Source organism: Ruegeria sp. HKCCD6119, assembly GCF_013110585.1.
Taxonomy (GTDB): domain Bacteria; phylum Pseudomonadota; class Alphaproteobacteria; order Rhodobacterales; family Rhodobacteraceae; genus Ruegeria.
On record NZ_WVQV01000002.1, the window covers coordinates 337,161 to 360,311 of the forward strand.

At 59.9% G+C, this 23,151-nt stretch carries 21 protein-coding genes; 12 read left to right on the forward strand and 9 right to left on the reverse strand.

Annotation, left to right across the window (positions count from 1 at the left end; translation table 11 throughout):
- The first annotated feature begins 40 nt into the window (after positions 1 to 40).
- Complete coding sequence (locus GS611_RS08910) at positions 41 to 595, forward strand: L,D-transpeptidase (RefSeq protein WP_152456903.1); 555 nt, start codon at positions 41 to 43, stop codon at positions 593 to 595.
- An 18-nt stretch (positions 596 to 613) separates the two neighbouring features.
- Here GS611_RS08910 and GS611_RS08915 read toward each other — a convergent pair whose 3' ends face one another.
- Complete coding sequence (locus GS611_RS08915) at positions 614 to 1,279, reverse strand: arylesterase (protein WP_171634795.1); 666 nt, start codon at positions 1,277 to 1,279, stop codon at positions 614 to 616.
- A 27-nt stretch (positions 1,280 to 1,306) separates the two neighbouring features.
- On the opposite strand from GS611_RS08915, the gene GS611_RS08920 reads away from it, so the two are divergent.
- Both GS611_RS08920 and GS611_RS08925 read left to right on the forward strand, forming a co-directional pair.
- Positions 1,307 to 2,002, forward strand: a complete 696-nt coding sequence (locus tag GS611_RS08920) for an ABC transporter ATP-binding protein (protein WP_171634799.1) — start codon at positions 1,307 to 1,309, stop codon at positions 2,000 to 2,002.
- Positions 1,999 to 4,527, forward strand: coding sequence for an ABC transporter permease (locus GS611_RS08925; RefSeq protein ID WP_171634801.1), 2,529 nt, complete (start codon positions 1,999 to 2,001; stop codon positions 4,525 to 4,527). The genes GS611_RS08920 and GS611_RS08925 overlap by 4 nt, the downstream gene beginning before the upstream one ends.
- Positions 4,528 to 4,529: 2 nt before the next feature.
- Here the strand turns inward: GS611_RS08925 and GS611_RS08930 are convergent, their stop codons facing one another.
- Positions 4,530 to 4,976 carry an Rrf2 family transcriptional regulator gene (locus GS611_RS08930; protein ID WP_170346430.1) on the reverse strand — a complete coding sequence of 149 codons (447 nt, stop codon included), beginning with the start codon at positions 4,974 to 4,976 and terminating at the stop codon, positions 4,530 to 4,532.
- Positions 4,977 to 5,069: 93 nt separating this feature from the next.
- On the opposite strand from GS611_RS08930, the gene GS611_RS08935 reads away from it, so the two are divergent.
- Positions 5,070 to 5,639 (forward strand): gamma-glutamylcyclotransferase family protein, encoded by a 570-nt coding sequence (locus GS611_RS08935; RefSeq protein ID WP_171331328.1) that lies wholly within the window; start codon positions 5,070 to 5,072, stop codon positions 5,637 to 5,639.
- Between the two features lie 51 nt (positions 5,640 to 5,690).
- Here the strand turns inward: GS611_RS08935 and gltX are convergent, their stop codons facing one another.
- Both gltX and GS611_RS08945 read right to left on the reverse strand, forming a co-directional pair.
- A complete protein-coding gene (gene gltX, locus GS611_RS08940) occupies positions 5,691 to 7,016 on the reverse strand; it encodes a glutamate--tRNA ligase (RefSeq protein ID WP_171634804.1) in 1,326 nt (441 codons plus the stop codon).
- Between the two features lie 75 nt (positions 7,017 to 7,091).
- Positions 7,092 to 7,526 carry a DUF1801 domain-containing protein gene (locus GS611_RS08945; RefSeq protein WP_171634807.1) on the reverse strand — a complete coding sequence of 145 codons (435 nt, stop codon included), beginning with the start codon at positions 7,524 to 7,526 and terminating at the stop codon, positions 7,092 to 7,094.
- A gap of 116 nt (positions 7,527 to 7,642) precedes the next feature.
- Between GS611_RS08945 and GS611_RS08950 the strand changes: the two genes are divergently transcribed.
- Positions 7,643 to 8,575, forward strand: a complete 933-nt coding sequence (locus GS611_RS08950; protein WP_171634809.1) for an MBL fold metallo-hydrolase — start codon at positions 7,643 to 7,645, stop codon at positions 8,573 to 8,575.
- Positions 8,576 to 8,579: 4 nt separating this feature from the next.
- Here GS611_RS08950 and GS611_RS08955 read toward each other — a convergent pair whose 3' ends face one another.
- The 3 genes from GS611_RS08955 to GS611_RS08965 form a co-directional block, all read right to left on the reverse strand.
- On the reverse strand, positions 8,580 to 9,911 hold the full coding sequence (locus tag GS611_RS08955; RefSeq protein ID WP_171634811.1) for an FAD-binding oxidoreductase: 1,332 nt from the start codon (positions 9,909 to 9,911) through the stop codon (positions 8,580 to 8,582).
- A gap of 137 nt (positions 9,912 to 10,048) precedes the next feature.
- Positions 10,049 to 10,273 carry a hypothetical protein gene (locus tag GS611_RS08960; RefSeq protein WP_245218113.1) on the reverse strand — a complete coding sequence of 75 codons (225 nt, stop codon included), beginning with the start codon at positions 10,271 to 10,273 and terminating at the stop codon, positions 10,049 to 10,051.
- Positions 10,274 to 10,584: 311 nt separating this feature from the next.
- Entirely contained in the window at positions 10,585 to 12,243 is a 1,659-nt protein-coding gene (locus tag GS611_RS08965) for an NAD+ synthase (protein WP_171634816.1), read from the reverse strand.
- A 153-nt stretch (positions 12,244 to 12,396) separates the two neighbouring features.
- Between GS611_RS08965 and GS611_RS08970 the strand changes: the two genes are divergently transcribed.
- A complete protein-coding gene (locus tag GS611_RS08970) occupies positions 12,397 to 13,878 on the forward strand; it encodes a 2-isopropylmalate synthase (RefSeq protein ID WP_171634818.1) in 1,482 nt (493 codons plus the stop codon).
- A 4-nt stretch (positions 13,879 to 13,882) separates the two neighbouring features.
- On the opposite strand, the gene GS611_RS08975 is transcribed toward GS611_RS08970, so the two are convergent.
- The gene (locus tag GS611_RS08975) at positions 13,883 to 14,548 is read right to left on the reverse strand and encodes an SDR family NAD(P)-dependent oxidoreductase (RefSeq protein ID WP_171634821.1); all 666 of its coding nucleotides are present in this window, start codon (positions 14,546 to 14,548) and stop codon (positions 13,883 to 13,885) included.
- Between the two features lie 288 nt (positions 14,549 to 14,836).
- Between GS611_RS08975 and GS611_RS08980 the strand changes: the two genes are divergently transcribed.
- Complete coding sequence (locus GS611_RS08980) at positions 14,837 to 16,405, forward strand: 2-isopropylmalate synthase (protein ID WP_171634829.1); 1,569 nt, start codon at positions 14,837 to 14,839, stop codon at positions 16,403 to 16,405.
- Positions 16,406 to 16,582: 177 nt separating this feature from the next.
- Here the strand turns inward: GS611_RS08980 and GS611_RS08985 are convergent, their stop codons facing one another.
- On the reverse strand, positions 16,583 to 17,368 hold the full coding sequence (locus GS611_RS08985) for a 23S rRNA (adenine(2030)-N(6))-methyltransferase RlmJ (protein WP_171634832.1): 786 nt from the start codon (positions 17,366 to 17,368) through the stop codon (positions 16,583 to 16,585).
- Positions 17,369 to 17,523: 155 nt separating this feature from the next.
- On the opposite strand from GS611_RS08985, the gene GS611_RS08990 reads away from it, so the two are divergent.
- From GS611_RS08990 to rodA, 5 genes are read left to right on the forward strand one after another with little or no spacing between them, the layout of a single operon-like run.
- On the forward strand, positions 17,524 to 18,570 hold the full coding sequence (locus GS611_RS08990; RefSeq protein WP_039523195.1) for a rod shape-determining protein: 1,047 nt from the start codon (positions 17,524 to 17,526) through the stop codon (positions 18,568 to 18,570).
- Between the two features lie 58 nt (positions 18,571 to 18,628).
- Positions 18,629 to 19,531, forward strand: a complete 903-nt coding sequence (mreC, locus tag GS611_RS08995; RefSeq protein WP_170346418.1) for a rod shape-determining protein MreC — start codon at positions 18,629 to 18,631, stop codon at positions 19,529 to 19,531.
- Complete coding sequence (locus GS611_RS09000; RefSeq protein WP_171634834.1) at positions 19,524 to 20,060, forward strand: rod shape-determining protein MreD; 537 nt, start codon at positions 19,524 to 19,526, stop codon at positions 20,058 to 20,060. The genes mreC and GS611_RS09000 overlap by 8 nt, the downstream gene beginning before the upstream one ends.
- The gene (mrdA, locus tag GS611_RS09005) at positions 20,057 to 22,006 is read left to right on the forward strand and encodes a penicillin-binding protein 2 (RefSeq protein ID WP_171331337.1); all 1,950 of its coding nucleotides are present in this window, start codon (positions 20,057 to 20,059) and stop codon (positions 22,004 to 22,006) included. The genes GS611_RS09000 and mrdA overlap by 4 nt, the downstream gene beginning before the upstream one ends.
- Positions 22,003 to 23,142, forward strand: coding sequence for a rod shape-determining protein RodA (gene rodA / locus GS611_RS09010; protein WP_171634836.1), 1,140 nt, complete (start codon positions 22,003 to 22,005; stop codon positions 23,140 to 23,142). Before mrdA ends, rodA begins: the two co-directional genes overlap by 4 nt.
- Positions 23,143 to 23,151 lie beyond the last annotated feature (9 nt).

A 23,151-nucleotide genomic window follows, 5' to 3' on the forward strand; every position in this document is an offset into this window, starting at 1 on the left:
AATTGGTTTCAGTTTCATTGGTCATTCGACGAGGGTTTCGATGTTTACACGCCGTATTTTTCTGGCCGGAACAGCAGCAAGCATGTTGCCGGGCATCGCCCGCGCCAAAAAGGCGGTCGAGTATGATCCGACGCCGCAATTCGTGCGCATCAAGAAACAGTTCGTACCAGGACAGCTGCTGGTCGCGCCCCGGTCGTTCTACCTTTACTTCGTCACGGAACCTCGCAAGGCGATCCGCTATGGATGCGGCGTCGGCAAAGCGGGGTTGGAGTTTACCGGCACGGCCACCATCGATGTGAAAAAGGAATGGCCGACCTGGCGCCCGACGGATGAGATGATCGAACGTGATCCCGTCGCTTACGCCAAATTCAAGGACAATGACTATGTCCAACCCGGCGGCGGAGATAACCCGCTGGGCGCGCGCGCGCTGTACCTGTTCCAGAACGGTGTCGATACCTATTTCCGCATCCACGGCACGACGCAGCCGCAGACCATTGGCCGGGCAGTGTCCAACGGTTGCATACGGATGCTGAACGAGCATGTGATCGATTTGTACAACCGGGTCCCGATCGGAACAGTTGTCACGGTCGTCTAGGTGCCCATGGATGGGCGCCTATTCCGCTTGACCCGCCTGATCAACAAGCTTCAGAACGGACGGCCCCAGTGATTCAACGATCTTTGCCACCCCATCCGCGTTTGGATGTATTCCGTCCGACTGCATGAACTGCGATACCGCACCGGGGTCGCCCTCTGCCGCAAGACCTTCAAAGAAACTGGCGGTGAAGAGGACGTCGAACTCTTTCGCCAGGTCTGGGTACATCCCGTCGAAAGCTTGCTTGTAATCGGCCCCGTAGTTGCCCGGCGCCTGCATACCGATTAGCAGAACCGGTACATTCACGCCCCGCGCCACGTCCAGGATCCTGCGCAGATTAGCCTTTGATACGGCAGGGTCGATCCCCCGCAGCAGGTCGTTGCCGCCAAGGGCAACGATCATGCCATCCACATCCGGTGTCAGGGTCCAGTCCACACGTGCGGCCCCGCCCGCCGTCGTGTCACCCGAAACGCCTGCGTTGATGACGCGGACATCCGCGCCCTGCGTCTGCAACCAGCGTTCAAGCTGCGGAACAAACCCGCTTTCCTCCACCAGCCCATAGCCCTGAGTCAGCGAGTCCCCCAATGCCGCAATCACCACTTGTTCGGCTGTGGCCGCAAAACCGCACCACGTGAAAAGGCCTGCTATCAAAGCCTTGCGCAATGCGGTGATCGCTCCATATCCCAAAAGACCGCTCCTTTTTCGGGTAGACCCATGACGACTGCTGTTCTCGCCCTCCAAGATGCCTCTTTGTCACTGGATGGCAATGCCGGGCGGGTCGATATTCTGCATGACATTACGTTGACTGTGGGCAAAGGCGAGACTCTGGGGCTTATCGGGCCTTCTGGCTCGGGCAAGTCTTCGCTGCTGATGTTGATGGCGGGGTTGGAACAAGTGACGCGCGGTCAAATCATGGCGCTGGGTCAGGAGCTGACCGACATGGATGAGGACGCTCTAGCCCGGTTTCGACGCGATAGTATGGGGGTGGTGTTTCAGAACTTCCACCTGATCCCGACGATGACCGCGCTTGAAAACGTAGCAACCCCACTGGAACTGGCGGGGCACAAGGATGCGTTCGACCGGGCCAAGCAAGAGCTGGACGCCGTTGGCCTGTCGCACCGTCGCGATCATTACCCGGCGCAACTGTCGGGCGGAGAACAACAGCGTGTTGCCTTGGCACGAGCATCTGCGCCGCGCCCCAAAATCCTGTTGGCTGATGAACCGACCGGGAATCTGGACGAAACCAACGGGGCCGCAATTGTTGATTTGCTGTTTGGTTTGCGCCGGAAATACGATGCAACCCTGGTTCTGGTGACACACAGCCATTCATTGGCCGAAAGATGTGACCGGGTCGTTCGGTTGCGTGACGGCAGGATCGCCGAAGAGACCCGGCAGGAGGCCGCGGAATGAGCCTGCGGATAGCCGGGCGGCTCGCCCGCCGCGAGCTGCGCGGAGGCCTGAGCGGTTTTCGGATCTTTCTGGCCTGCTTGGCGTTGGGGGTCGCAGCCATCGCGGCCGTCGGGTCGGTGCGGCAAGCCATACAGGCTGGGCTTGCGCAAGAAGGGGCCTCGCTGCTGGGGGGCGATGCCGAACTTGAATTCACCTATCGTTTTGCCGATGAGGCCGAGCGCGCCTGGATGCAACAGACATCCGTCCGGATGTCCGAGGTTGTCGATTTCCGCTCGATGGCCGTTGTGCCCGGCGCGACAGGTCCGGAACGAGCGCTGACTCAGGTCAAGTCGGTCGACAACGCGTACCCACTTCTCGGCTCGGTACGGCTGGAACCCGAGATCCCGCTGGAAGACGCCCTGAACGGCAGTTCCGGCTTGCCCGGGGCCGTGATGGAACCTGTGCTGATGGACCGGCTTGGGTTGTCCGTCGGTGATCGGTTTTCACTTGGGACGCAAGAGTTCATCCTGACGGCTGCCTTGCTGGACGAGCCCGACAGCGCGGCGGATGGGTTTGGCCTTGGGCCGCGCACCCTTGTGCGAACCCAGGCGTTGCAGGCGTCCGGTCTGCTGGAACCCGGAACACTGTTTTCAACAAAATACAGGATGATCCTGCCCCGGAACGCAGATCTTTCGGATGTATCCGCAAGGGCTGACGCGGCATTCGAAGGCACGGGAATGCGCTGGACGGATGCGCGCAACGGTGCCCCCGGGATATCCGAGTTCGTCAATCGCCTGAGTGCATTTCTTGTCCTTGTCGGTCTGTCCGGACTTGCCGTCGGCGGCATCGGCGTTTCTGCCGCCGTGCGTGCTTATCTGGCGAAGAAGACGGAAACCGTTGCGACACTGCGCACCTTGGGGGCCGATCGCGCCACCATTTTTCAAACCTACATGATTCAAATTGGCGTTCTGTCCGTCTTCGGGATCGCGATCGGCCTGACGCTGGGTGGATTGGCGCCGCTTGTTCTGGCCCCGCTGCTGGAAAGCCAATTGCCGGTTCCAGCAGTGTTTTCCCTTTATCCACAGCCGCTGATCGAGGCGGCAATATACGGTCTGCTCACAGCGTTCCTGTTCACCCTTTGGCCATTGGCCCGTACCGAGGATGTGCGCGCCGCGACGTTGTTTCGCGACGCGCTGAGCTCGGCCCGCCCCTTTCCACGTCTGATTTACGTCGTGGCAACCGCTGCCGGGCTGTTGTTGCTGATCGCCCTGGCATCATGGTTCAGCGGCTCGACGCGGCTTACTGTCTGGACCGGCGGCGGGCTTGTCGGTGCACTGGCGCTGTTGGCCCTCGCCGCTTATGCCATTCGCAAACTGGCCCGGGTCGGGACTGCGTTGGCCCGCGGGCGGCCCACAGTCAGATGGGCGTTGTCGGCCATCTCGGACCCACGCGAAGGTGCAGGATCTGTGGTTCTGTCACTGGGGCTGGGCCTGTCGGTGCTGGCTGCGGTCGGGCAGATCGACGGGACCCTGCGCAACGCCATTTCGGGCAACCTGCCGGATGTTGCGCCGTCGTACTTCTTTGTGGACATCCAGAAAGATCAAATGCCCGGCTTCACCAAACGCCTGCAAAGCGACCCCGCGGTCAGCCGCATTGAAAGCGCGCCGATGTTGCGCGGGATCATCACGCAGATCAACGGCCGGCCCGCTCGGGACGTGGCCGGAGATCACTGGGTGCTGGAAGGAGATCGCGGCGTGACCTATTCGGTTCAACCGCCGCCGAACGCACGCCTGACCGCAGGGAAATGGTGGGCCGAAGATTACGCGGGTGCGCCGCAGGTCAGCTTTGCCGCAGAAGAAGCCGAAGAGATGGGCCTGAACCTGGGCGACCAACTGACCGTCAATATCCTGGGGCGTGACATCACGGCAGAGCTGACGTCCCTGCGCGAGGTGGATTTCTCTACCGCGGGAATGGGCTTTGTCATGTCGATGAACCCCTCGGCGCTGGCCGGTGCGCCGCACAGCTTTATCGCGACGGTCTATGCCGAAGAACAGGCCGAAGCGGCCATCCTGCGGGATCTTGCCGGCCAGTTCCCCAATATCACGGCCATCCGGGTGCGCGACGCCATTGATCGCGTCTCGGGCCTGCTGGCAGGCATCGCCGCAGCGACCTCGTACGGTGCAGGAGTATCGCTGCTGACCGGATTTCTGGTTCTGATCGGCGCAGCGGCGGCGGGCGAACCTGCCCGCAGATACGAAGCAGCGATCCTCAGGACATTGGGTTCGGACCGTGGCCGTATCCTGCGCAGCTTTGGCCTGCGATCCGTTCTGCTTGGGGCCGCCGCGGGTTGCGTCGCGCTGTTCGTTGGCATTCTGGGCGGCTGGGCCGTTGCCACCTACATCTTCGACACAGAGTTCACGGTCATCTGGTCATCGGCCTTCGGCATCGTTCTGGCCGGGATAGGCGTCACGTTATGTGCTGGGCTGGCATTTGCCCTGCGTCCACTTTCGGTGCGTCCGGCGCGCATATTGCGCGCGAGCGATTGAAATCAGCGCACGCAGGCCACGGGCTGCAAGAGCCTCAGCAGCGGATCATTGTCACATACCAGCGCATCCAGGGTAACATCGTCGAGGGACGCATAGAACACCTCTGCCGCGTCCTGAAGCGCAAGCCTCAGCCGGCAGGCATCCGTGAGCGGGCACGTGTTGTCCGCGTCGGCGAAACACTCGGCAATGGGCAAAGCCCCTTCAACATGCCGGAACACCGCACCGATGCGTATCTGATCCGCGGGGCGCGCCAGTGACATGCCACCGTTACGACCGCGCTGTGTGCTCAGATAGTTCAGCTGGCTCAGCTGATTGATCACCTGCGCCAGATGGTTTTCCGAAATGTTGCACACTTCGGCGATTTCGGATTTCGTGACCAGCCTGTCCGGGTGAGCTGCGCAATACATCAACAGGCGCACAGCGATATTCGTCCTTTTGGTAATCCGCATGAGGGCCTCCCTAAATTCAAGATGCAACCTTATTGCATGTCCGGGAAAAAAGCGGTTTGACATACATCAATCGACCCAAAGGACACTTCTTGGATGGCCGACCCCTATTTCTTTGGCTATGGCAGCCTCGTGAACCTCGCGACGCATGATTTCCCCGATCCGCGCCCCGCGCGACTGAAGGGTTGGCGGCGGGCCTGGCGGCACACCGATCTGCGACCCGTGGCGTTTCTGACTGCCGTGCCCGACCCGAAGTCAGAGATCGAAGGCATGATTGCGCATGTTCCCAATAATGACTGGGCCGCGCTGGATGAACGGGAATGGGCGTATGACCGGATTCCTGCAACGCAGTCGGTTTCACATCCCCTGACGCACGACGTCGAAATAGCTGTCTACGCCGTCCCGCAGGATCGGCACAGCCAGCCCAGCAATCACCACCCGTTGCTGCTCAGCTATATCGATGTTGTCGTGCAGGGTTACTTGCGGGCATTCGGCGAGGACGGCGCGGATCGATTCTTTGAGACGACAACAGGCTGGGACGCCCCGATCCTGAATGATCGCGCCGAACCGCGTTACCCACGCCACCAGCAACTTAAACCTGTCGAACGTGATTTTGTCGATGACCGCCTGACAAGTTTGTCGGTTCGGTTCGTACAGCCGGCGTAACAAAAAGGGCCACGCCGATGACGTGGCCCAGAAAATTGGTGTGCCACCACGTTAGCCGCGCGCGCGGATCACCTGTAGCAACGGCATCAGCGCAGCCATTTCCGGGCCGCGCTCCATGCCGGTCAACGCTTTGCGCAGTGGCATGAACAGGCCTTTGCCCTTGCGACCGGTTGCCTCTTTCACGGCTTTGGTCCAGGTGCCCCACGTGTCACCATCGAACGGGCCTTCGGGCAGCAAAGCCATCGCCTGGGTAATGAATTCCCGATCTTCATCGGCGATCAGGGGATCGGCCCCGTCACGACACAGCTCCCACCAGCCCTTGAGATCGGCCAGGGTGGTGATGTTTTCACGGGCCATTGCCCAGAAAGGTTCTGCCAATTCATCGGGAACACCGGCATCCGCAACGGCACTGGCCACATCGGACAGCGACAGCGATTGCAAATACCTGGCAGTCAGCGGGAACAGGTCCTGCACATCGAACTTGGTCGGCGCGGCGCCAAACCGGTTCACATCGAACCCTTCGATCAGTTCGGCCATTTCCGAGCGCAGCTCAACCGGGTCAGACGAGCCCAGACGTGCCATCAGGCTCAGCAGCGCCATAGGCTGCACACCCTGCTCGCGCAGATCGCGCAACGCCAGCGTGCCCAGACGTTTCGACAGCGCCTCACCCTGCGGGCCGGTCAGCAGCGAATGGTGGGCAAAGCGCGGGCAGGTGCCCCCCAGCGCCTTGATGATCTGTATTTGCGTCGCCGTGTTGGTCACATGGTCCGAGCCGCGCACTACATCCGTGACGCCCATCTCGGTGTCATCCACCACCGACGCGATCGTATAAAGAACCTGACCATCGCCGCGGATCAGCACCGGGTCCGAAACGGACGCCGCATCGATCGAGATGTCACCCAAGATGCCATCGGTCCATTCGATCCGTTCATGATCCAGCTTGAAGCGCCAGACGCCGTTGCCGCGCTCAGTGCGCAGGGCCTCTTTCTCGGCATCCGACAGGTTCAGCGCGGCGCGATCATAGACCGGAGGCTTGCCCATGTTCAGTTGCTTCTTGCGCTTCAGGTCCAGCTCGGTGGGCGTCTCGAAAGCTTCATAAAACCGGCCCATCTCGCGCAGCTTGTCGGCGGCCTCGGCATAGCGGTCCAGACGCTCGGACTGACGTTCAATCCGGTCCCAATGCAGGCCCAGCCACTCCATATCCTGCTTGATGGCGTCGACATATTCTTCTTTCGACCGCTCAGGATCAGTGTCGTCGATACGCAAGATGAAAGTGCCGCCTGCCTTGCGGGCGATCAGATAGTTCATCAGGGCGGTGCGCAGGTTGCCCACATGGATGTAACCGGTGGGCGACGGGGCGAAACGGGTGGTTGTCATGGGTGTCTCCTGTTGGCGCGGCTCTTGTCACAAAGGCGCGATTTTGTCCAGCCGCCGCTTGATCCATCAGGTGATTCAGAAAGGTTTCACCGGCCACACCCTGTCGAGGTCGTCCAGTCCGGCGCGAATGAGTTCGCGCAAAACACCCCTGTCGATATCCGCCAGTTTGTTGACGTAAAGACAGGACTTGCCCAGCTTGTGCTTTCCCAATCTGGCCATGAGATCCGCAAAATCTGCGTAACCCGGCATGGTGTAAATCACCAAAGCTGATTTGCGCGGCGAAAAACCGGTTGCCAGAAAGTCCCCTTCACGACCCGTTTTGTAGCGATAATGGTAGCGGCCATACCCGACGATCGACGGGCCCCACATGACCGGTTTAAACTCGGTGGTGGCGCGAAACAACTTGTCAAGCTGGTGCGCGTCTTCAGCACGGCGCGCCGGTTGAACCGTTTTCAGGAAATTCTCGACGCTTTGATCTGTCGGAACTGTCTTATTGTCTGATCGCGCCATGAACAAAAATTAACACGTATTATTCATCCATGCACCCCATCTGAATGGCGTATAAACTGGCAAGAAACTCTCGACGCCCTAACTGCAACATTGATGTCCTGACAGGGAGAACGAAGATGACAATAAAACTTACACGCCGCGCCGCTTTGGGAAGTGCCGCTGCCTTGCCGTTTGCTGCTGCGGCCGCACCGGTTCTGGCCGCCAGCCCGGAAACCAAAGCAAACTCGACCATCGCAAGGTCATTTCATATTGGCGACTTCACGGTCACGACCCTGCTGGATGGCAGCTTTCCACGCGACGGAGCCAAAGAGATTTTTGGGGGCGGAGCGACGGACGATGAATTTGCCAAGGTTTCGGCTGAAAACTTCATTCCGGCAGACGTCGCACAGTTTTTCTTTACCCCCTCACTGGTCAACACAGGATCAGAGCTGGTTCTGTTTGATACCGGTCTGGGGCAAGGTGGCATACAGGCCGCGCTGGCAGATGCGGGTGTGACCCCGGATCAGATCGATGTGGTCGTGATAACGCATATGCACCCTGACCATATCGGTGGCATGACCACCGAAGGCGCGCCCACCTTCGCCAATGCGCGCTACGTGACGGCGTCTCCGGAGTATGATTTCTGGGCTGCGCAGGACGCAGGCAATCGCGTGGGCGATCTGGTCGCTGAAAAAGTCACACCGCTGGCCGAGAAAATGACCTTTGTCGAAGACGGAGGCGAGGTTGCCTCGGGCATTACCGCAGTGGCCGCTTATGGCCACACACCGGGCCACACGGTCTACCATCTGGAAAGTAACGGGCAACGTCTGGTGCTGACGGCGGATTTGGCCAACCACTATGTCTGGTCTTTCGCCCATCCCGAATGGGAAGTCCGGTTTGACATGGACAAGGCCGCAGCCACTGACGCACGCCGTGATGTTCTTGGCATGCTGGCTGCCGACAAGGTACCTATGGTCGGCTATCACATGCCATTCCCCGGCGCCGGGTATGTTGAGACCCGTGGAGAAGGCTTTCGCTTTGTCCCGGTCAGCTACCAGATGATGGGCTGAGCGTTCAGTACCCCGGATCCGGCCGTACTTTTGAACCGTCACTGAACCGCGACAAGCGAAAGGCGGCCGGGTCCACGCAAGGCGTTGTTTCGGCAACCAGATCGGCCATCAGCCGCCCCGCCCCGGGCCCGATTCCGAAACCATGGCCCGAAAACCCCGTGGCAATGTACATTCCCGGCAGATCATCCACGCCCGAGATGACGGGAATGGCATCCGGCGTCACATCGATCATACCTGCCCAGCTTTGTACGATCTCGCCTGTTTGCACAGCGGGGTATCCCTTGCATGCACTGGCCCAGGCGCGTCGCAACGTTTTTTGAGACGGCTCAGGGTCCAGGATCCGGCACTGTTCGAATGGTGTCACATCGGTTGGCAGCCATCTTCGGTTCTGTTGTGCTTCGATCGTCCAGCGTTTGGACAGGCGAAAGCGCAGAGATTTCCACTCCTGCACAAAAGCCGGCAGGAACTGAATCGCCAATCGAAAACTGTCCGGCACGATGTCCACGGTATTCTCATGACCGGACGCAATAGTGTACCCGCCATCTGCCCGTTTTCGGATCGCAAAGTCATCCGACCACAACGCCGCCTCGGGCCCCTCTGCGATAGGGGATGTGCGGAGGACCGTATTCAGAACCTTCAACTGCGGCAGCTCGATCCCAGCATTTCCTGCAAACAGGCGCGACCACGCACCCCCGGCCAGAACGACGCGGCCGCTGGTAACTTTGCCGCGCTCGGTGAAAACACCGGCGATACGTCCAGCCTGAATGTCCAAACTGCGCACGGCGCAATTCGTCATGATCACCGCGCCCCGAGCCCGCGCAGCTTCGGCAATGGCGGGGGCTGTCCATTGAGGTTCGGCACGACCGTCCTGCGGCATGTACAAAGCGGATTCAAAGCCCGATTGGTTGCCGTGCAAAAGGTCTTCCAACTCACCGCCCGAAACCATCCGCGCGCCGGTCTGCAATCCTTCGACATGGTGCAGCCAACGTTCCATGTTGCCGGCATCCCGCTTGCCGGATGCGCCAAAAAGGATACCGGATCGGGTGTAACCTGTCTTGCGGTCCAGCCGGTCATCGAGCGTCTGCCAGATGCGCGACGATTCCTGCATCAGGGGTATCTCTCTTGGGTCCCGCATCCCAAGACGGACCCAACCCCAATTGCGAGAACTTTGTTCGGCTGCAATCTGCCCTTTTTCGCACAAAAGAACCGAAGCGCCCCGCTCTGCCAGTTCCAATGCGGTTGAAACGCCGATGATTCCGCCGCCGATGACCACGACATCCACGGTTTTGGGCAGGGCAAGATCAGGTTCTACAGGAGTCGGTTTGGGCGCGGTCATCAATAAGCCTTACTCTGTCACTTGGACCGCTATGGAGACCAAAAGACAAAGCATGGGCAATACAAACTGCCACCGCAACATACGATTTTCGGCTTCTGTGACCCAGACGCCTGAGGTTAATAGCGCGGGGCCAAAGGTTACGCTGCGCCGGACAGTTCCGCCCATTTCTGACGCAAGATCGCGGACAACCGGTTTTCCTTCAGCGCCGCTTGCGCGGATACGTCTTCCTGTGGAAGCAATTGCGGAAACTCTGGCCGCAACATGGCCGCTTTCTGATCTTCCGACTGCCGCTGCTCATTCAACAGATCGGCAATTGCCGCATCCAGCTTTTCTTCATCGAAATCTTGCGGCAAAGATTCCATTGTGCGCCATTTCAAAGGCGCAGGAAGCGATCTTTCAACATTCTCGTACATTTTAACACCAAACCATTCACTCAGACATCCAACCCCGGATACGCCGCGATCACCACGTCAGGCCCTCGCCATCAACAACAATGCGTCGCATCCGCCCCACATTGGGCAACTTCCAAGCAAAAATGTGTCAGAAAAATGTCACCCAAGCAAGCCAGGGATGGCCTTTTTCGCCCCGGCGCACGGGCTTTGCTCCTCGATCAGGGGACAATGCGCAGCGCGAAAACTCCACTGTTTCCGATCTGACGGGTTTGGCTTCGATTTCAGTGACGATCACGCCAGCGATTTACGATCGGGTACCGCCGGTCCAGCCAGAATGCCCGCTTGCTCAAGCGTGTGCCCGGAGCGGACTGGAACCGTTTGTACTCGCTGATATAGATCAGGTGCTCGACCTTTCGCGCGTCCGCCTCGTCTAATCCGGCGGCGACGCAATCCGCGATGGAGCCATCCTGATCGACCAGAATGTCAAGTATCGCGTCCAGTATGGGATAGTCCGGCAGACTGTCACTGTCCTTCTGATCTTCGCGCAGTTCGGCGCTGGGGGGTTTGTCGATGACGGACGGGCGAATGACCTCTCCGTCAGGCCCCATCATCCAGTCTCGATGGTTGGCGTTGCGCCAGCGGCAGGTTTCGAACACGCGGGTCTTGTACAGATCCTTGATCGGGTTGTAGCCGCCATTCATATCACCATAGATCGTGGCATAGCCCACCGCGACCTCGGACTTGTTGCCGGTGGTCAACAGCATTTCGCCGAATTTGTTCGAGATCGCCATCAGCAAAAGCCCGCGCAGGCGCGACTGAATGTTCTCCTCGGTCAAGCCTTCGTCCAACCCCGCAAATAGCGCAGCGAGCGTGTTGGTGACGGCAGCCCGGCTTTCCGAAATCGGCACATGGTCATAGTGCACACCCAGCGCCTTGGCGACGGCCTCGGCATCGTCCAATGACGCTTGGCTGGTATATTCCGACGGCAACATCACGCAGCGAACATTGTCGGCCCCGATGGCATCCACCGCGATGGTCGCCACCAACGCGGAATCGATCCCTCCGGACAGTCCCAGAACTGCTTTTTTGAAACCGGTCTTGCACATATAGTCCCGCAGGGACTGCACCATCGCGCGATAATCCTGCTCCCACACATCCGGCTGGGGCACGATTTCTGTCGGCACAATGCGCCAGCCATCGTCGCCACGCTCAAGATCCACCTGCGCAACCACTTCGTCGAATACCGGCATCCGGAAGGCCAGCTCCCCGCCCGGGTTGAGACCGAAGCTGGCGCCGTCAAAGACCTGATCGTCCTGCCCGCCGACCATGTTCAGGTAGATCAGCGGCAGACCCGTTTCGACCACGCGCGCGACCATATGGTTCAGCCGTACATCGTATTTGTTCCGAAAATAGGGCGACCCATTGGGGATCAGCAGAAACTCGGCCCCGGTTTCCTCAAGCGTTTCGGCGACGTCAGTGTGCCAGCTATCCTCGCAGATGGGGCTGCCGATCCGGAAGTTGCCAACCGAATACGGACCGCCCAGAGGACCCGCATCATACAGGCGCACTTCGTCGAAAACAGTCTCATTCGGCAAGTGGTGCTTCAGAACCTTGCTGGTGATCCGCCCCCCCTTCAGGATCAGATAGGCATTGTACAACTTGCCATCATCGACCCACGGACCACCCAGGGCAATCGCGGGTCCATCGGCGCATTTTCCGGCCAGAGTCTCGACCGCATCCATGGCCGCGCGATGAAACACCGGCTTCAGCACCAGATCCTGCGTGTTGTATCCGGTGATGAACATCTCGGGGAACGCCACCAGATCGGCGCCCGCCGCTTTGCCCTGTTCCCACGCGGCAACGACCTTGGCCGCATTGCCGTCGATATCCCCTACGGTCGGGTTCAGTTGCGCCAGAGTGATACGGAAACGGTCGGCCATGCTGCCCTCTTGCCTCGTCAGTCCTACTGCCATTTAGCAGATCACCGCGCGAGTAAAAGGCCAATGCGGCAAAACCCGTTGCCCTGCCCTCGACGGTGTCCTAGTTTTGCGCCCAGGGATGCAACCAACGATGATCCGGCAGGCAGGACCAAAATGAACGTGATCCGAAACTCAATTGGGGCTGTGGCCATGAGCCTGGCAGCTGCGACCGCTGTTGCGCAGGACGGCACGATTATCGTCAAGGATGACGAAGTGGGCGGCGTCTACGAGGGCACTTATGAGAATGGCCTGCGCCACGGGACGGGTACGTATCGGCTGCCCAACGGGTTCGAATACACCGGCCAGTGGGTGGAAGGCGAAATTCAAGGCCAAGGCGTCACCAAGTACCCGGATGGATCGGTTTATGAAGGCGCGTTCGTCAAAGGTCAGCCGGACGGGCGCGGCAAGATCGTTTACGCCAATGGCAGCAGCTATGACGGTGAATGGTCCAACGGATCCATTAACGGCACGGGCATCGCTGAATTTGCCAATGGCTCGCGCTATGAGGGTGAGTTCAGGAACGCGCAACGGCACGGCAAGGGCAAACTGACCTTTCCCGACGGATATGTCTACGGTGGCGACTGGGTGGACGGTCAGCGGCAAGGTAAGGCCACGATCACCTATGCCGATGGCAGCGTTTACGAAGGTGATGTCAACGCCGGCTTGCGCGATGGCACAGGCACCCAGACGATGCCTGACGGAATGGTGTACGAAGGCGAATGGACGCAGGACCAGATCACCGGAACTGGTCGCCTGACCTATGCCAATGGTGATGTGTATGAAGGCGAGCTTGTGCAGGGGCGCCGTCAGGGCAAAGGCAAAGTAACTCACGCGTCAGGGGACGTCTATGAGGGCGACTTTGTCGATGATCGCCGCCATGGCAAGGGCACGTTCACCGGAACCGATGGATTTGTGTACACCGGCGACTGGAACCAGGGTCAGATAGAAGGCCTGGGTGAGCTGACCTATCCCGACGGTTCGGTTTACGTGGGCGATTTCGTGGCCGATCTGGCGGAAGGAAACGGCCGCATTACCTATCCCGACGGCTCCACTTACGAGGGTGAGTGGATCGCTGGCGTTATCGAAGGTCAGGGTACGGCGACCTATGCCACCGGCATGATCTACAGGGGCCAGTTCAAAAACGCGCAAAGCAACGGCAAGGGTGTGATGACCCGCGCGGACGGTTCGATCTATGACGGAGACTGGGTCAACGGGGTCCGTCAGGGAAAAGGCAAGGCGACCTACTCTGACGGCACGGTCTACACCGGGGACTTCGTGAACGGAAAGCGTCACGGCAAAGGAGAAATCGTGACCCCTGCCGGGTTCAAGTATGTCGGCGACTGGTCCGAAGGCAAAATCAACGGTGAAGGCATAGCGACCTATTCGAACGGCGACGTCTATGAGGGCAACTTTGTCGACAACAAAAGGCAGGGCAGCGGAACCATGCGCTATGCCAACGGGCAAGAAGAAACCGGTATCTGGGAAAACGGTGTTTTGCCAAATCAAACCCCGGACCAGCAGGGCGGCGCAGACGCTCCGGCACAGCAGACAGACCCGGATTCAGAGGCGGCACAACCAGATCCGTCTGGCGAATGATCGCTCACCAGGGAACAGGTTTTCCGGCCCAGTCAAAGAACCCACCGGTATCCGCCGGGCGCAACCCGCCGATCACGGACATCAGGTTGCGCGCGGCTTCACCGGGTTCAACGGCAGGGTGCCGTCCCAGATATTTCCGAGTAAACTCTGTCTTGACCGTGCCGGGATGCAGCGCAACACATATCGCCTGTTTATGGGTCCGGGCCAATTCAATTGCCGAAGTATGGACGATTTGATTGACCGCGGCCTTGGCCGCGCGGTAGCTGATCCAGCCGCCCATCCGATTGTCGCCAATGGACCCGACCCGCGCGGACAATACAGCAAATACCGAACGCCGCTGTCGCGGCAACAACTGATGGGCCCGGCTTAGCACCAACGCCGGACCAACGGCATTCAGAGCAAACTGGTCCATCATTGCCCTTGCCGAAACAGATCGAATGGTCTTTTCGGGCGCATTGCCTGAAATTTCCAGCGCCCCGGAAGCGACAAGAACAAGATCGAACGGGCCCGATAAGCGATCAAGCATCCGGCTCGCTTGATCTGGCTCCATCAGATCGAACCCCTCGACAGAGCGCGAGAGGCACGTCACCGCAACGCCCTGTGCCTCCAATTGCTCGCGTACGGCCGCACCAATCCCGCCGGACGCACCAATGATCAAAGCAGTATCCATCTGTGACCAGCTAGCGGCATGGACGGATCAATCAAGGGACGGGAATTTCCAACCCCCTGCACCGCAACTTGTCGAAAATTGGTTCTTTTCATTCCCGGCGGCGTCTGTATAACCTCAGAGCCATGATCAACTGCGCAGATATCCCTTTTGCCAAAGCCGCCCCTCGCGGCGCGGTTCTGCGTGGCCTACTGATCCTAATCCGCCTCTGAGCGTGCCATCCGGCGCGCCCGCTCAGAGGAGGACGCCAGCGCGCCAACAGGCTTTAGGACAGACAAGAAAGAGATTCCCATGACCAACGTGACCGACCAAGACCGCGTCTTGATCTTCGATACCACTTTGCGCGACGGCGAGCAGAGCCCCGGCGCGACCATGACCCATGACGAAAAGCTCGAGATTGCCGAACTGTTGGATGACATGGGCGTCGACATCATCGAAGCCGGTTTTCCGATCGCATCCGAAGGTGACTTCAAAGCGGTAACCGAGATCGCGCAACGATCCAAAAACAGCCGCATCTGCGGTCTGGCCCGCGCCAATTTCGCCGATATCGATCGCTGCTGGGAGGCGGTCAAACACGCGGAACAGAACCGCATTCACACCTTCATCGGCACCTCTCCACTGCACCGCGCCATTCCGAACCTGACTCAGGACGAGATGGCGGACAAAATTCACGAAACGGTCAGCCACGCGCGCAACCTGTGCGAAAACGTGCAGTGGTCGCCGATGGATGCAACCCGGACCGAATGGGATTACCTGTGCCGCGTCATCGAAATCGCGATCAAGGCCGGGGCAACCACCATCAACATCCCCGACACCGTGGGATATACTGCGCCTCTGGAATCCGCTGACCTGATCAAACGCCTGATCGAAACGGTTCCGGGCGCAGATGAGGTGATCTTTGCCACCCATTGTCATAACGACCTTGGCATGGCGACAGCGAATTCGCTGGCGGCGGTCATCGGTGGCGCACGCCAGATCGAATGCACCATCAACGGCCTGGGCGAACGCGCCGGCAACACCGCCCTGGAAGAGGTCGTGATGGCAATGCGCACGCGCAATGACATCATGCCCTTCCACACCGGGATCGACACGACCAAGATCATGCATATCTCGCGCCGGGTCGCTACGGTGTCGGGCTTCAACGTGCAGTTCAACAAGGCCATCGTCGGCAAGAACGCGTTTGCCCACGAAAGCGGCATCCATCAGGACGGCATGCTCAAGAACCGCGACAATTTCGAGATCATGCGCCCCGAGGATATCGGCCTGTCGGGCACGTCCCTGCCTCTGGGCAAGCACTCGGGCCGCGCGGCTCTGCGCGACAAACTGGAAACGCTGGGCTTTGAAGTTGGCGACAATCAACTCAAAGACATCTTCGTGCGGTTCAAGGATCTGGCGGATCGCAAGAAAGAAGTGTTCGACGACGATCTCATTGCGCTGATGACGTTGGACGAGGCGGACGACTATCTGCAATTGGTGTCGATGAAAGTCACCTGCGGCACCGGCGGCCAGGCGGAATCGACTGTCGAGCTGGAAGTCGACGGCAAGGACGTCATCGCAACTGAACACGGTGACGGGCCGGTAGACGCAACCTTCAAGGCGATCCGTGCGATTTACCCCAACACGGCCCGTTTGCAGCTGTATCAGGTTCATGCGGTGACCGAAGGCACCGATGCGCAGGCCACGGTTTCGGTCAGGCTGGAAGAAGATGGCATGATCGCCACGGGTCAGTCGGCGAACACGGATACTGTCGTGGCTTCGGCCAAAGCCTATATCCACGCGCTGAACCGCCTGATCGTGCGCCGGGAAAAGACCGGCCCGGGCGCGGATGCCCGCGAAATCAGCTACAAAGACCTGACCTGATCATAATTGGCGCGGTGAGGGGCTCCCGCACCTGCGGGTGCCCGGCTGCGCCGAGCACCCTTGCAGCTTTGGGCCCGGCAGCGCGCCTGCGGCGCGCTGCCGGGCCCAACATGTTTGACGGCATCTCTGATGCAGGCAAACAGGGCGGGAGTATCGGTTGCATTTCTTTGGCTGGCCTCAGAGACCTGCAAATAGCTGCGACAGGCGTGTCGTCTCTTCCTCGATGCCGAATGGTGCGTTCAGAATGAACATCCCTGACCCCACCATCCGATGCCCCTCGCGCACCGGTGGGAATGTCACCTCATGGCAAATGGCCTTGGGGAAGTTTTGCGCTTTTAGCGTCGCGATCATCCGGGCGTGGCGTTTGTCCTTCAGAACCGGGTACCACAGCGCGATCACCCCGACATTCCATTTCCGGTGCAGTTTGGCAATCGCTGCGGGCAGTCGATCGTAGTCGGTCTTCACCTCATAGCTTGGGTCAATCAGCAATAGCCCCCGACGCGGCGTCGGAGGCAGCAGGGATTGCACCAGTTCAAACCCGTCCTGCCGATACACCTTCGCCCCGAACGGCGACATAGCCAAAGACAGCGCGGCATGTTCCTGGGGGTGCAGCTCGGCAAAATGCAGACTGTCCTGATCCCTCAACAGATGTGCTGCAATCATCGGCGATCCCGGATAGGCCGCGTCGCCGTGCCGGGCCCGTGTGTTTTCCAGAACCCGCGCCATCGGATGTCCGGGGCCGAACCACCCTTCTCGTTTCGCGCGCTCGATTCCCGCCGCCGCCTCGCCCGTCCGCATGGATTCGTCCGCGTCCAACTGGTACAGCCCCCGCCCGGAATGCGTTTCGACATAGCTGAGCGGCTTGTCCTTCTGCGTCAAATAATTCAGCACCCAGGCCAGCAATGCGTGCTTTTGGACATCAGCCAGATTCCCGGCGTGGTAAATATGTTGATAAGAGAGCATTTTGCCTTCTAAAGTCCCATTCAATAAGGCGGAAAGGTGCTGATTGTCGCGGAATCAGCCCTTTTACCGGGCGTGATGGCACCCTATAAGTCATCCGTCCCGGAACCGTCGAGTCGCGGGCAGTAGAAAAACCGACATACAGGATCAGGGGAAACATGGGGATCTTTGGCAATCTGGGCGGCCTGTTCACAGCGGACATGGCCATCGACCTTGGAACGGCGAACACGCTGGTTTACGTCAAGGGGCGCGGTGTCATCCTGTCTGAGCCTTCGGTCGTAGCCTATCACGTCAAGGACGGCGTTAAGAAAGTTCTGGCCGTCGGCGAAGATGCCAAGCTGATGCTGGGACGAACGCCCGGTTCGATCGAAGCCATCCGCCCCATGCGTGAAGGCGTGATCGCCGACTTCGACACCGCCGAGGAAATGATCAAGCACTTCATTCGCAAGGTGCACAAACGTTCGACCTTTTCGAAACCCAAGATCATCGTCTGCGTACCTCACGGTGCGACCCCAGTCGAAAAACGCGCAATCCGTCAGTCGGTTTTGTCCGCAGGCGCGCGCCGCGCGGGCCTGATCGCGGAACCGATCGCCGCCGCCATCGGCGCGGGCATGCCGATCACCGACCCGACCGGCAACATGGTCGTCGACATCGGCGGTGGTACGACCGAAGTGGCCGTTCTGTCGCTGGGCGACATCGTCTATGCCCGCTCGGTCCGCGTAGGTGGCGACCGCATGGACGAAGCCATCATCTCGTACCTGCGCCGTCAGCAGAACCTGCTGGTCGGTGAATCCACTGCGGAACGCATCAAGACGACGATCGGCACGGCGCGGATGCCTGATGATGGCCGCGGCCAGTCGATGCATATCCGGGGTCGTGACCTGTTGAACGGCGTACCCAAGGAAATCGAGATCAGCCAGGCCCAGGTCGCCGAGGCGCTGTCGGAACCCGTCCAGCAGATCTGCGAAGCGGTGATGACCGCGCTGGAGACCACTCCGCCCGATCTCGCCGCCGATATCGTGGATCGGGGCGTCATGCTGACAGGCGGTGGTGCATTGCTGGGTGATCTGGATCTGGCCCTGCGCGAACAGACCGGCCTGGCCGTGTCCATCGCGGACGAAAGCCTGAATTGTGTGGCTTTGGGCACCGGCAAGGCGCTAGAATACGAAAAACAGCTGCGCCACGCGATTGACTACGAAAGCTGAGGCGCGCACCTTTTAGGGGCAGTCTGAATTCGGCACGAGCAGCACGGGAAGGTAACCTGTGGCAAAAGACCGATCACAGCGCGATGACTACACGACCCCTCTGCGCCGCTTGTTGCTGGGGATCGTCATCCTGTGCTTGCTGGGTATCTTTCTGGTCTGGCGGATCGACAGCCCGCGCGTCGAGCGGTTCCGCGCGCAGGTGGTGGACGCGGTCGTACCGTCGATGGATTGGGCCATGGTGCCCGTGACCGCCGCTGTGAACCTTGTGCGCGATTTCCAAAGCTACCAGCGTCTGAGCGAGCAGAACCGCGAGCTGCGCAGCGAACTGCGCCTGATGCGTGCCTGGAAAGAGGCCGCACTGCAATTGGAGCAGGAAAATGCGCGGCTGTTGGATCTGAACAATGTCCGCCTCGACCCGCGCCTGACATACATCACGGGTGTTGTGATGGCCGACAGCGGATCACCCTTTCGGCAGTCCGTCCTGTTGAATGTGGGGGAACGCGACGGGATCGTTGATGGCTGGGCCACGATGGATGGAATCGGGCTGGTTGGCCGAATTTCCGGCGTCGGGCCAGACACGGCTCGGGTGATCCTGGTGACGGATGCCACCAGTGCCATTCCGGCAACAATTCAGCCTTCTGGCCAGACCGCGTTGATCAAAGGAGACAATACTCCGGCCCCAGTGGTCGAGTTTCTTGAAAACCGAGAGCTGGTCCGCCCCGGTGATCGGGTGATCACATCCGGCGACGGTGGCGTTTTTCCGGCAGGCCTTTTGATCGGCCAGATCGCCGCAGATCCGGGCGGCCGCCTGCGCGTTCGCCTTTCAGCAGATTTTGAACGGCTCGAGTTTCTTCGTGTTCTGCGCTTCCATTCGCCCCCGCCGATTCAGGATCCGGGTGGGATCGTCGGGCCAACTCGGCCCGAAACTGCGCTTGTGCCGGATGAGGTCAGCGATGGATAGGCCCGCCTCATACAACTGGGCCATGCGCGGCCTTTACGTTGCGCTGGCCTTTGTCGTTCTGTTTCTGCATTTGCTGCCGCTTGATGCGCAACCGGATCGCTGGCCTTTTCCTGATGTATTGATTGCGCTGACCTTTGCCTGGGTATTGCGGCGCCCCGACTATGTGCCCACGCTGCTGGTCGCGTTTGTCATGCTGATGGCGGATCTGTTGCTGCAACGCCCGCCCGGCCTTCTGGCTGCGCTGGTGGTGTTTGGCACAGCCTATCTGCGCTCTGCCGCTCCGGGTATGAAGGACACTGGGTTTGTCGGAGAATGGATGTCTGTCGGTGTGGTGATTGCCATGGTCTTTTTGACGAACAGAGTCGTTTTGTCGATCTTGTCTGTGCAGCAGGCCGCTTTGTGGCCAGTCGTTATGCAACTTGTGCTGACAATCGCCTTCTACCCGTTCATCGTGCTGTTGAGCCAAAGCGTATTTGGCGTCCACCGCCTGTCTGCTGCGGATGCCGGAGCCGTAGGGGGCGGAGCATGAAACAACGCAAACCCAAGTCGCAGGGCCTTGCCTATAAACGCCTGCCACGCCGGGCGCTGCTGCTGGGCGGTTTGCAGGCGGCTTTTATCGGCGGGCTGGCCGCACGGATGCGTTTCATGCAGGTGGATCAGGCCGACGAATACCGCCTGCTGGCCGAAGAAAACCGCATCAACATTCGACTCATCCCGCCAACCCGTGGACGTATCTATGACCGCAATGGTCAAATCATCGGTCAGAACTCACCATCCTATCGCATCGTCATCGTGCGTGAAGACGCAGGTGACGTCGACAAGGTGATTGCCAAATTGTCGGAACTCATCCCGCTGAACGATGATGAGATCGAACGCGCCCGGACCGAAATGCGCCGATCAGCCCCGTTCCTGCCGGTCACTCTGGCGGATCAGGTCACTTGGGAAGACATCTCGAAAGTCGCAGTCAATGCCCCGGCCCTTCCGGGTGTGACGCCCGAAGTGGGCCTGACACGGCAATACCCACGCTATGAGGATTTCGCCCATATCGTCGGCTATGTCGGCCCGGTCAGCGACTACGATCTCAGCAAGCTCGAAGACCCCGAGCCGGTTTTGCGAATTCCCAGGTTTCAGATTGGCAAGGTCGGGTTGGAAGCCAAGCAGGAAACAGCCCTGCGTGGCAAAGCCGGTGCAAAGCGTGTCGAAGTCAATGCCACAGGGCGGGTCATGCGCGAGCTGGACCGGCAGGAAGGTCAGCCGGGTGCGGACTTGCAATTGGCGATCGATGCCGACCTGCAACAATATGCGCAAGCGCGGCTGGCAGGAGAGAGCGCGGCGGCAATTGTTCTGGATTGCGAAACCGGGGACCTGCGCGCTGTCAGCTCTACACCCAGTTTTGATCCAAATCTGTTTGTGCGCGGTATCTCGGTCGCGGATTATCGGGCATTGACGGGGGACAAGTACCGCCCTCTGGCCAACAAGTCCGTGCAAGGCACTTATCCTCCGGGGTCGACCTTCAAGATGGTCACCGCATTGGCCGCGCTGGAGGCCGGCGTGATAGGCCCTGGAAACACAGTGTATTGCCCCGGGCATCTAAAGGTCGGCAGCCGCAGGTTCCACTGCTGGAAGCGCGGCGGGCATGGCACGGTCGATCTGAACCTGTCGCTGAAACGCAGCTGCGACGTCTATTACTACGACGTGGCTTTGCGGGTCGGGATCGACAAGATATCCGAAATGGCTCGTACTTTGGGCCTAGGCGTCAAACACGATATTCCGATGTCGGCGGTCGCCGCTGGACTTGCCCCCAATCAGGAATGGAAGCAGCGGACACACGGTCAGGATTGGCTGGTGGGCGACACGGCCAACGCGTCCATCGGGCAAGGGTTCATGCTGGCATCACCGCTTCAACTGGCCGTCATGACGGCTCGTATCGCCACCGGCCGATCGGTGACACCGCGCCTTGTACGTTCGATCGACGGTGTCGAACAGCCTTCGGGCGCAGGGGAACCGCTGGACATCAACGCCTACAATCTGGAACAGGTGCGCAAGGCCATGTACTCGGTCTCGAACGATCGGCGTGGGACGGCCTATCGCAGCCGCATCATCGCGGACGAGTTCCGCATGGCCGGCAAAACCGGCACCAGCCAGGTCCGCAACATCACCAAGGCCGAACGTGCCGCCGGCGTGATCCGCAACGAAGACCTGCCATGGGAGCGTCGCGACCACGCCTTGTTCGTCTGCTTCGCGCCCTATGACAATCCGAAATACGCGGTTGCCGTGGTCGTTGAACATGGCGGCGGCGGGTCCAAGGCGGCGGCACCGGTGGCCCGCGATATCATGCTTCAGGCGCTCTACAACGGTACCCCGCCGCTTGAGGCATATCCGGTTGCCGACCGCGAGCGGATCAAGGAACAGCAAAAACGGCTCGAGGGCGACCGTCGCCCCAAAGCGCGTCCCGACGGAAAGGACCGCGCATGAGCTATCTTGAATATGCCGTGAAATCCACTCCGTCGGGGTTTCGGAAATTCCTGTACATGAACTGGCCGCTGACCCTGTTGCTGATCAGCACGGCCAGCGCAGGGTTCCTGATGCTGTATTCGGTTGCAGGCGGGTCGTGGACACCCTGGGCAGAACCACAGATGGAGCGGTTCGGGCTTGGCCTGATCGCGATGTTCATCATTGCTTTGGTTCCGATCTGGTTCTGGCGCAACATGTCCGTGCTGGCCTATCTCGGGTCGGTCGCGTTGCTGGTATTCGTGGAGTTGTTCGGCACCATCGGCATGGGCGCGCAGCGTTGGATCGACCTTGGGTTCATGCGCCTGCAACCCTCAGAAGTCATGAAGGTGGCCCTGGTCATGGTTCTGGCGGCGTATTACGACTGGCTGCCATCGCACAAGACGTCGCGCCCTCTTTGGGTCTTTGTTCCCGTGGCCCTGATTGTCCTGCCAACCCTGCTGGTTCTGAAACAGCCGGATCTCGGCACGTCGATCCTGCTGTTGGCTGCCGGTGGCGGGCTGATGTTTCTTGCGGGTGTCCACTGGGCCTACTTTGCAGCCGTCATTGCCGCCGTCGTGGGCCTGATCGCCGCCGTGTTCAACAGTCGCGGGACCGAATGGCAGTTGCTCAAGGATTATCAGTTCCGCCGGATCGACACGTTTCTTGACCCCTCTACCGATCCTTTGGGTGCCGGGTATCACATCACGCAATCCAAGATCGCCCTTGGTTCCGGGGGCTGGAACGGGCGCGGTTTCATGCAGGGTACGCAATCCCGGCTGAACTTCCTGCCCGAGAAACACACCGATTTCATCTTCACCACCCTCGCAGAGGAATTCGGATTCGTCGGTGGCATCACGCTCTTGATTCTCTATGCCCTGATCCTTGTGTTCTGCATGGCGACCGCACTGGCCACCAAGGATCGGTTCTCGTCACTGGTTACTCTGGGCATCGCGCTAAACTTCTTCTTGTTCTTTGCCGTCAACATGTCGATGGTGATGGGCATGGCACCGGTTGTGGGCGTCCCACTGCCAATGGTCAGCTATGGCGGATCGGCCATGCTGGTGCTGATGGCCGCGTTCGGCATCGTCCAAAGCGCTCATATCCATCGTCCCCGCTGATCCGAAAGG

Bases quoted from the DNA above. Each gene is read 5' to 3' on its own strand.
- GS611_RS08910 (WP_152456903.1), top strand. From the start codon at position 41: ATGTTTACACGCCGTATTTTTCTGGCCGGAACAGCAGCAAGCATGTTG.
- GS611_RS08920 (WP_171634799.1), top strand. From the start codon at position 1,307: ATGACGACTGCTGTTCTCGCCCTCCAAGATGCCTCTTTGTCACTGGAT.
- GS611_RS08925 (WP_171634801.1), top strand. From the start codon at position 1,999: ATGAGCCTGCGGATAGCCGGGCGGCTCGCCCGCCGCGAGCTGCGCGGA.
- GS611_RS08930 (WP_170346430.1), bottom strand. From the start codon at position 4,976: ATGCGGATTACCAAAAGGACGAATATCGCTGTGCGCCTGTTGATGTAT.
- GS611_RS08935 (WP_171331328.1), top strand. From the start codon at position 5,070: ATGGCCGACCCCTATTTCTTTGGCTATGGCAGCCTCGTGAACCTCGCG.
- gltX (WP_171634804.1), bottom strand. From the start codon at position 7,016: ATGACAACCACCCGTTTCGCCCCGTCGCCCACCGGTTACATCCATGTG.
- GS611_RS08945 (WP_171634807.1), bottom strand. From the start codon at position 7,526: ATGGCGCGATCAGACAATAAGACAGTTCCGACAGATCAAAGCGTCGAG.
- GS611_RS08950 (WP_171634809.1), top strand. From the start codon at position 7,643: ATGACAATAAAACTTACACGCCGCGCCGCTTTGGGAAGTGCCGCTGCC.
- GS611_RS08955 (WP_171634811.1), bottom strand. From the start codon at position 9,911: ATGACCGCGCCCAAACCGACTCCTGTAGAACCTGATCTTGCCCTGCCC.
- GS611_RS08960 (WP_245218113.1), bottom strand. From the start codon at position 10,273: ATGGAATCTTTGCCGCAAGATTTCGATGAAGAAAAGCTGGATGCGGCA.
- GS611_RS08965 (WP_171634816.1), bottom strand. From the start codon at position 12,243: ATGGCCGACCGTTTCCGTATCACTCTGGCGCAACTGAACCCGACCGTA.
- GS611_RS08970 (WP_171634818.1), top strand. From the start codon at position 12,397: ATGAACGTGATCCGAAACTCAATTGGGGCTGTGGCCATGAGCCTGGCA.
- GS611_RS08975 (WP_171634821.1), bottom strand. From the start codon at position 14,548: ATGGATACTGCTTTGATCATTGGTGCGTCCGGCGGGATTGGTGCGGCC.
- GS611_RS08980 (WP_171634829.1), top strand. From the start codon at position 14,837: ATGACCAACGTGACCGACCAAGACCGCGTCTTGATCTTCGATACCACT.
- GS611_RS08985 (WP_171634832.1), bottom strand. From the start codon at position 17,368: ATGCTCTCTTATCAACATATTTACCACGCCGGGAATCTGGCTGATGTC.
- GS611_RS08990 (WP_039523195.1), top strand. From the start codon at position 17,524: ATGGGGATCTTTGGCAATCTGGGCGGCCTGTTCACAGCGGACATGGCC.
- GS611_RS09000 (WP_171634834.1), top strand. From the start codon at position 19,524: ATGGATAGGCCCGCCTCATACAACTGGGCCATGCGCGGCCTTTACGTT.
- mrdA (WP_171331337.1), top strand. From the start codon at position 20,057: ATGAAACAACGCAAACCCAAGTCGCAGGGCCTTGCCTATAAACGCCTG.
- rodA (WP_171634836.1), top strand. From the start codon at position 22,003: ATGAGCTATCTTGAATATGCCGTGAAATCCACTCCGTCGGGGTTTCGG.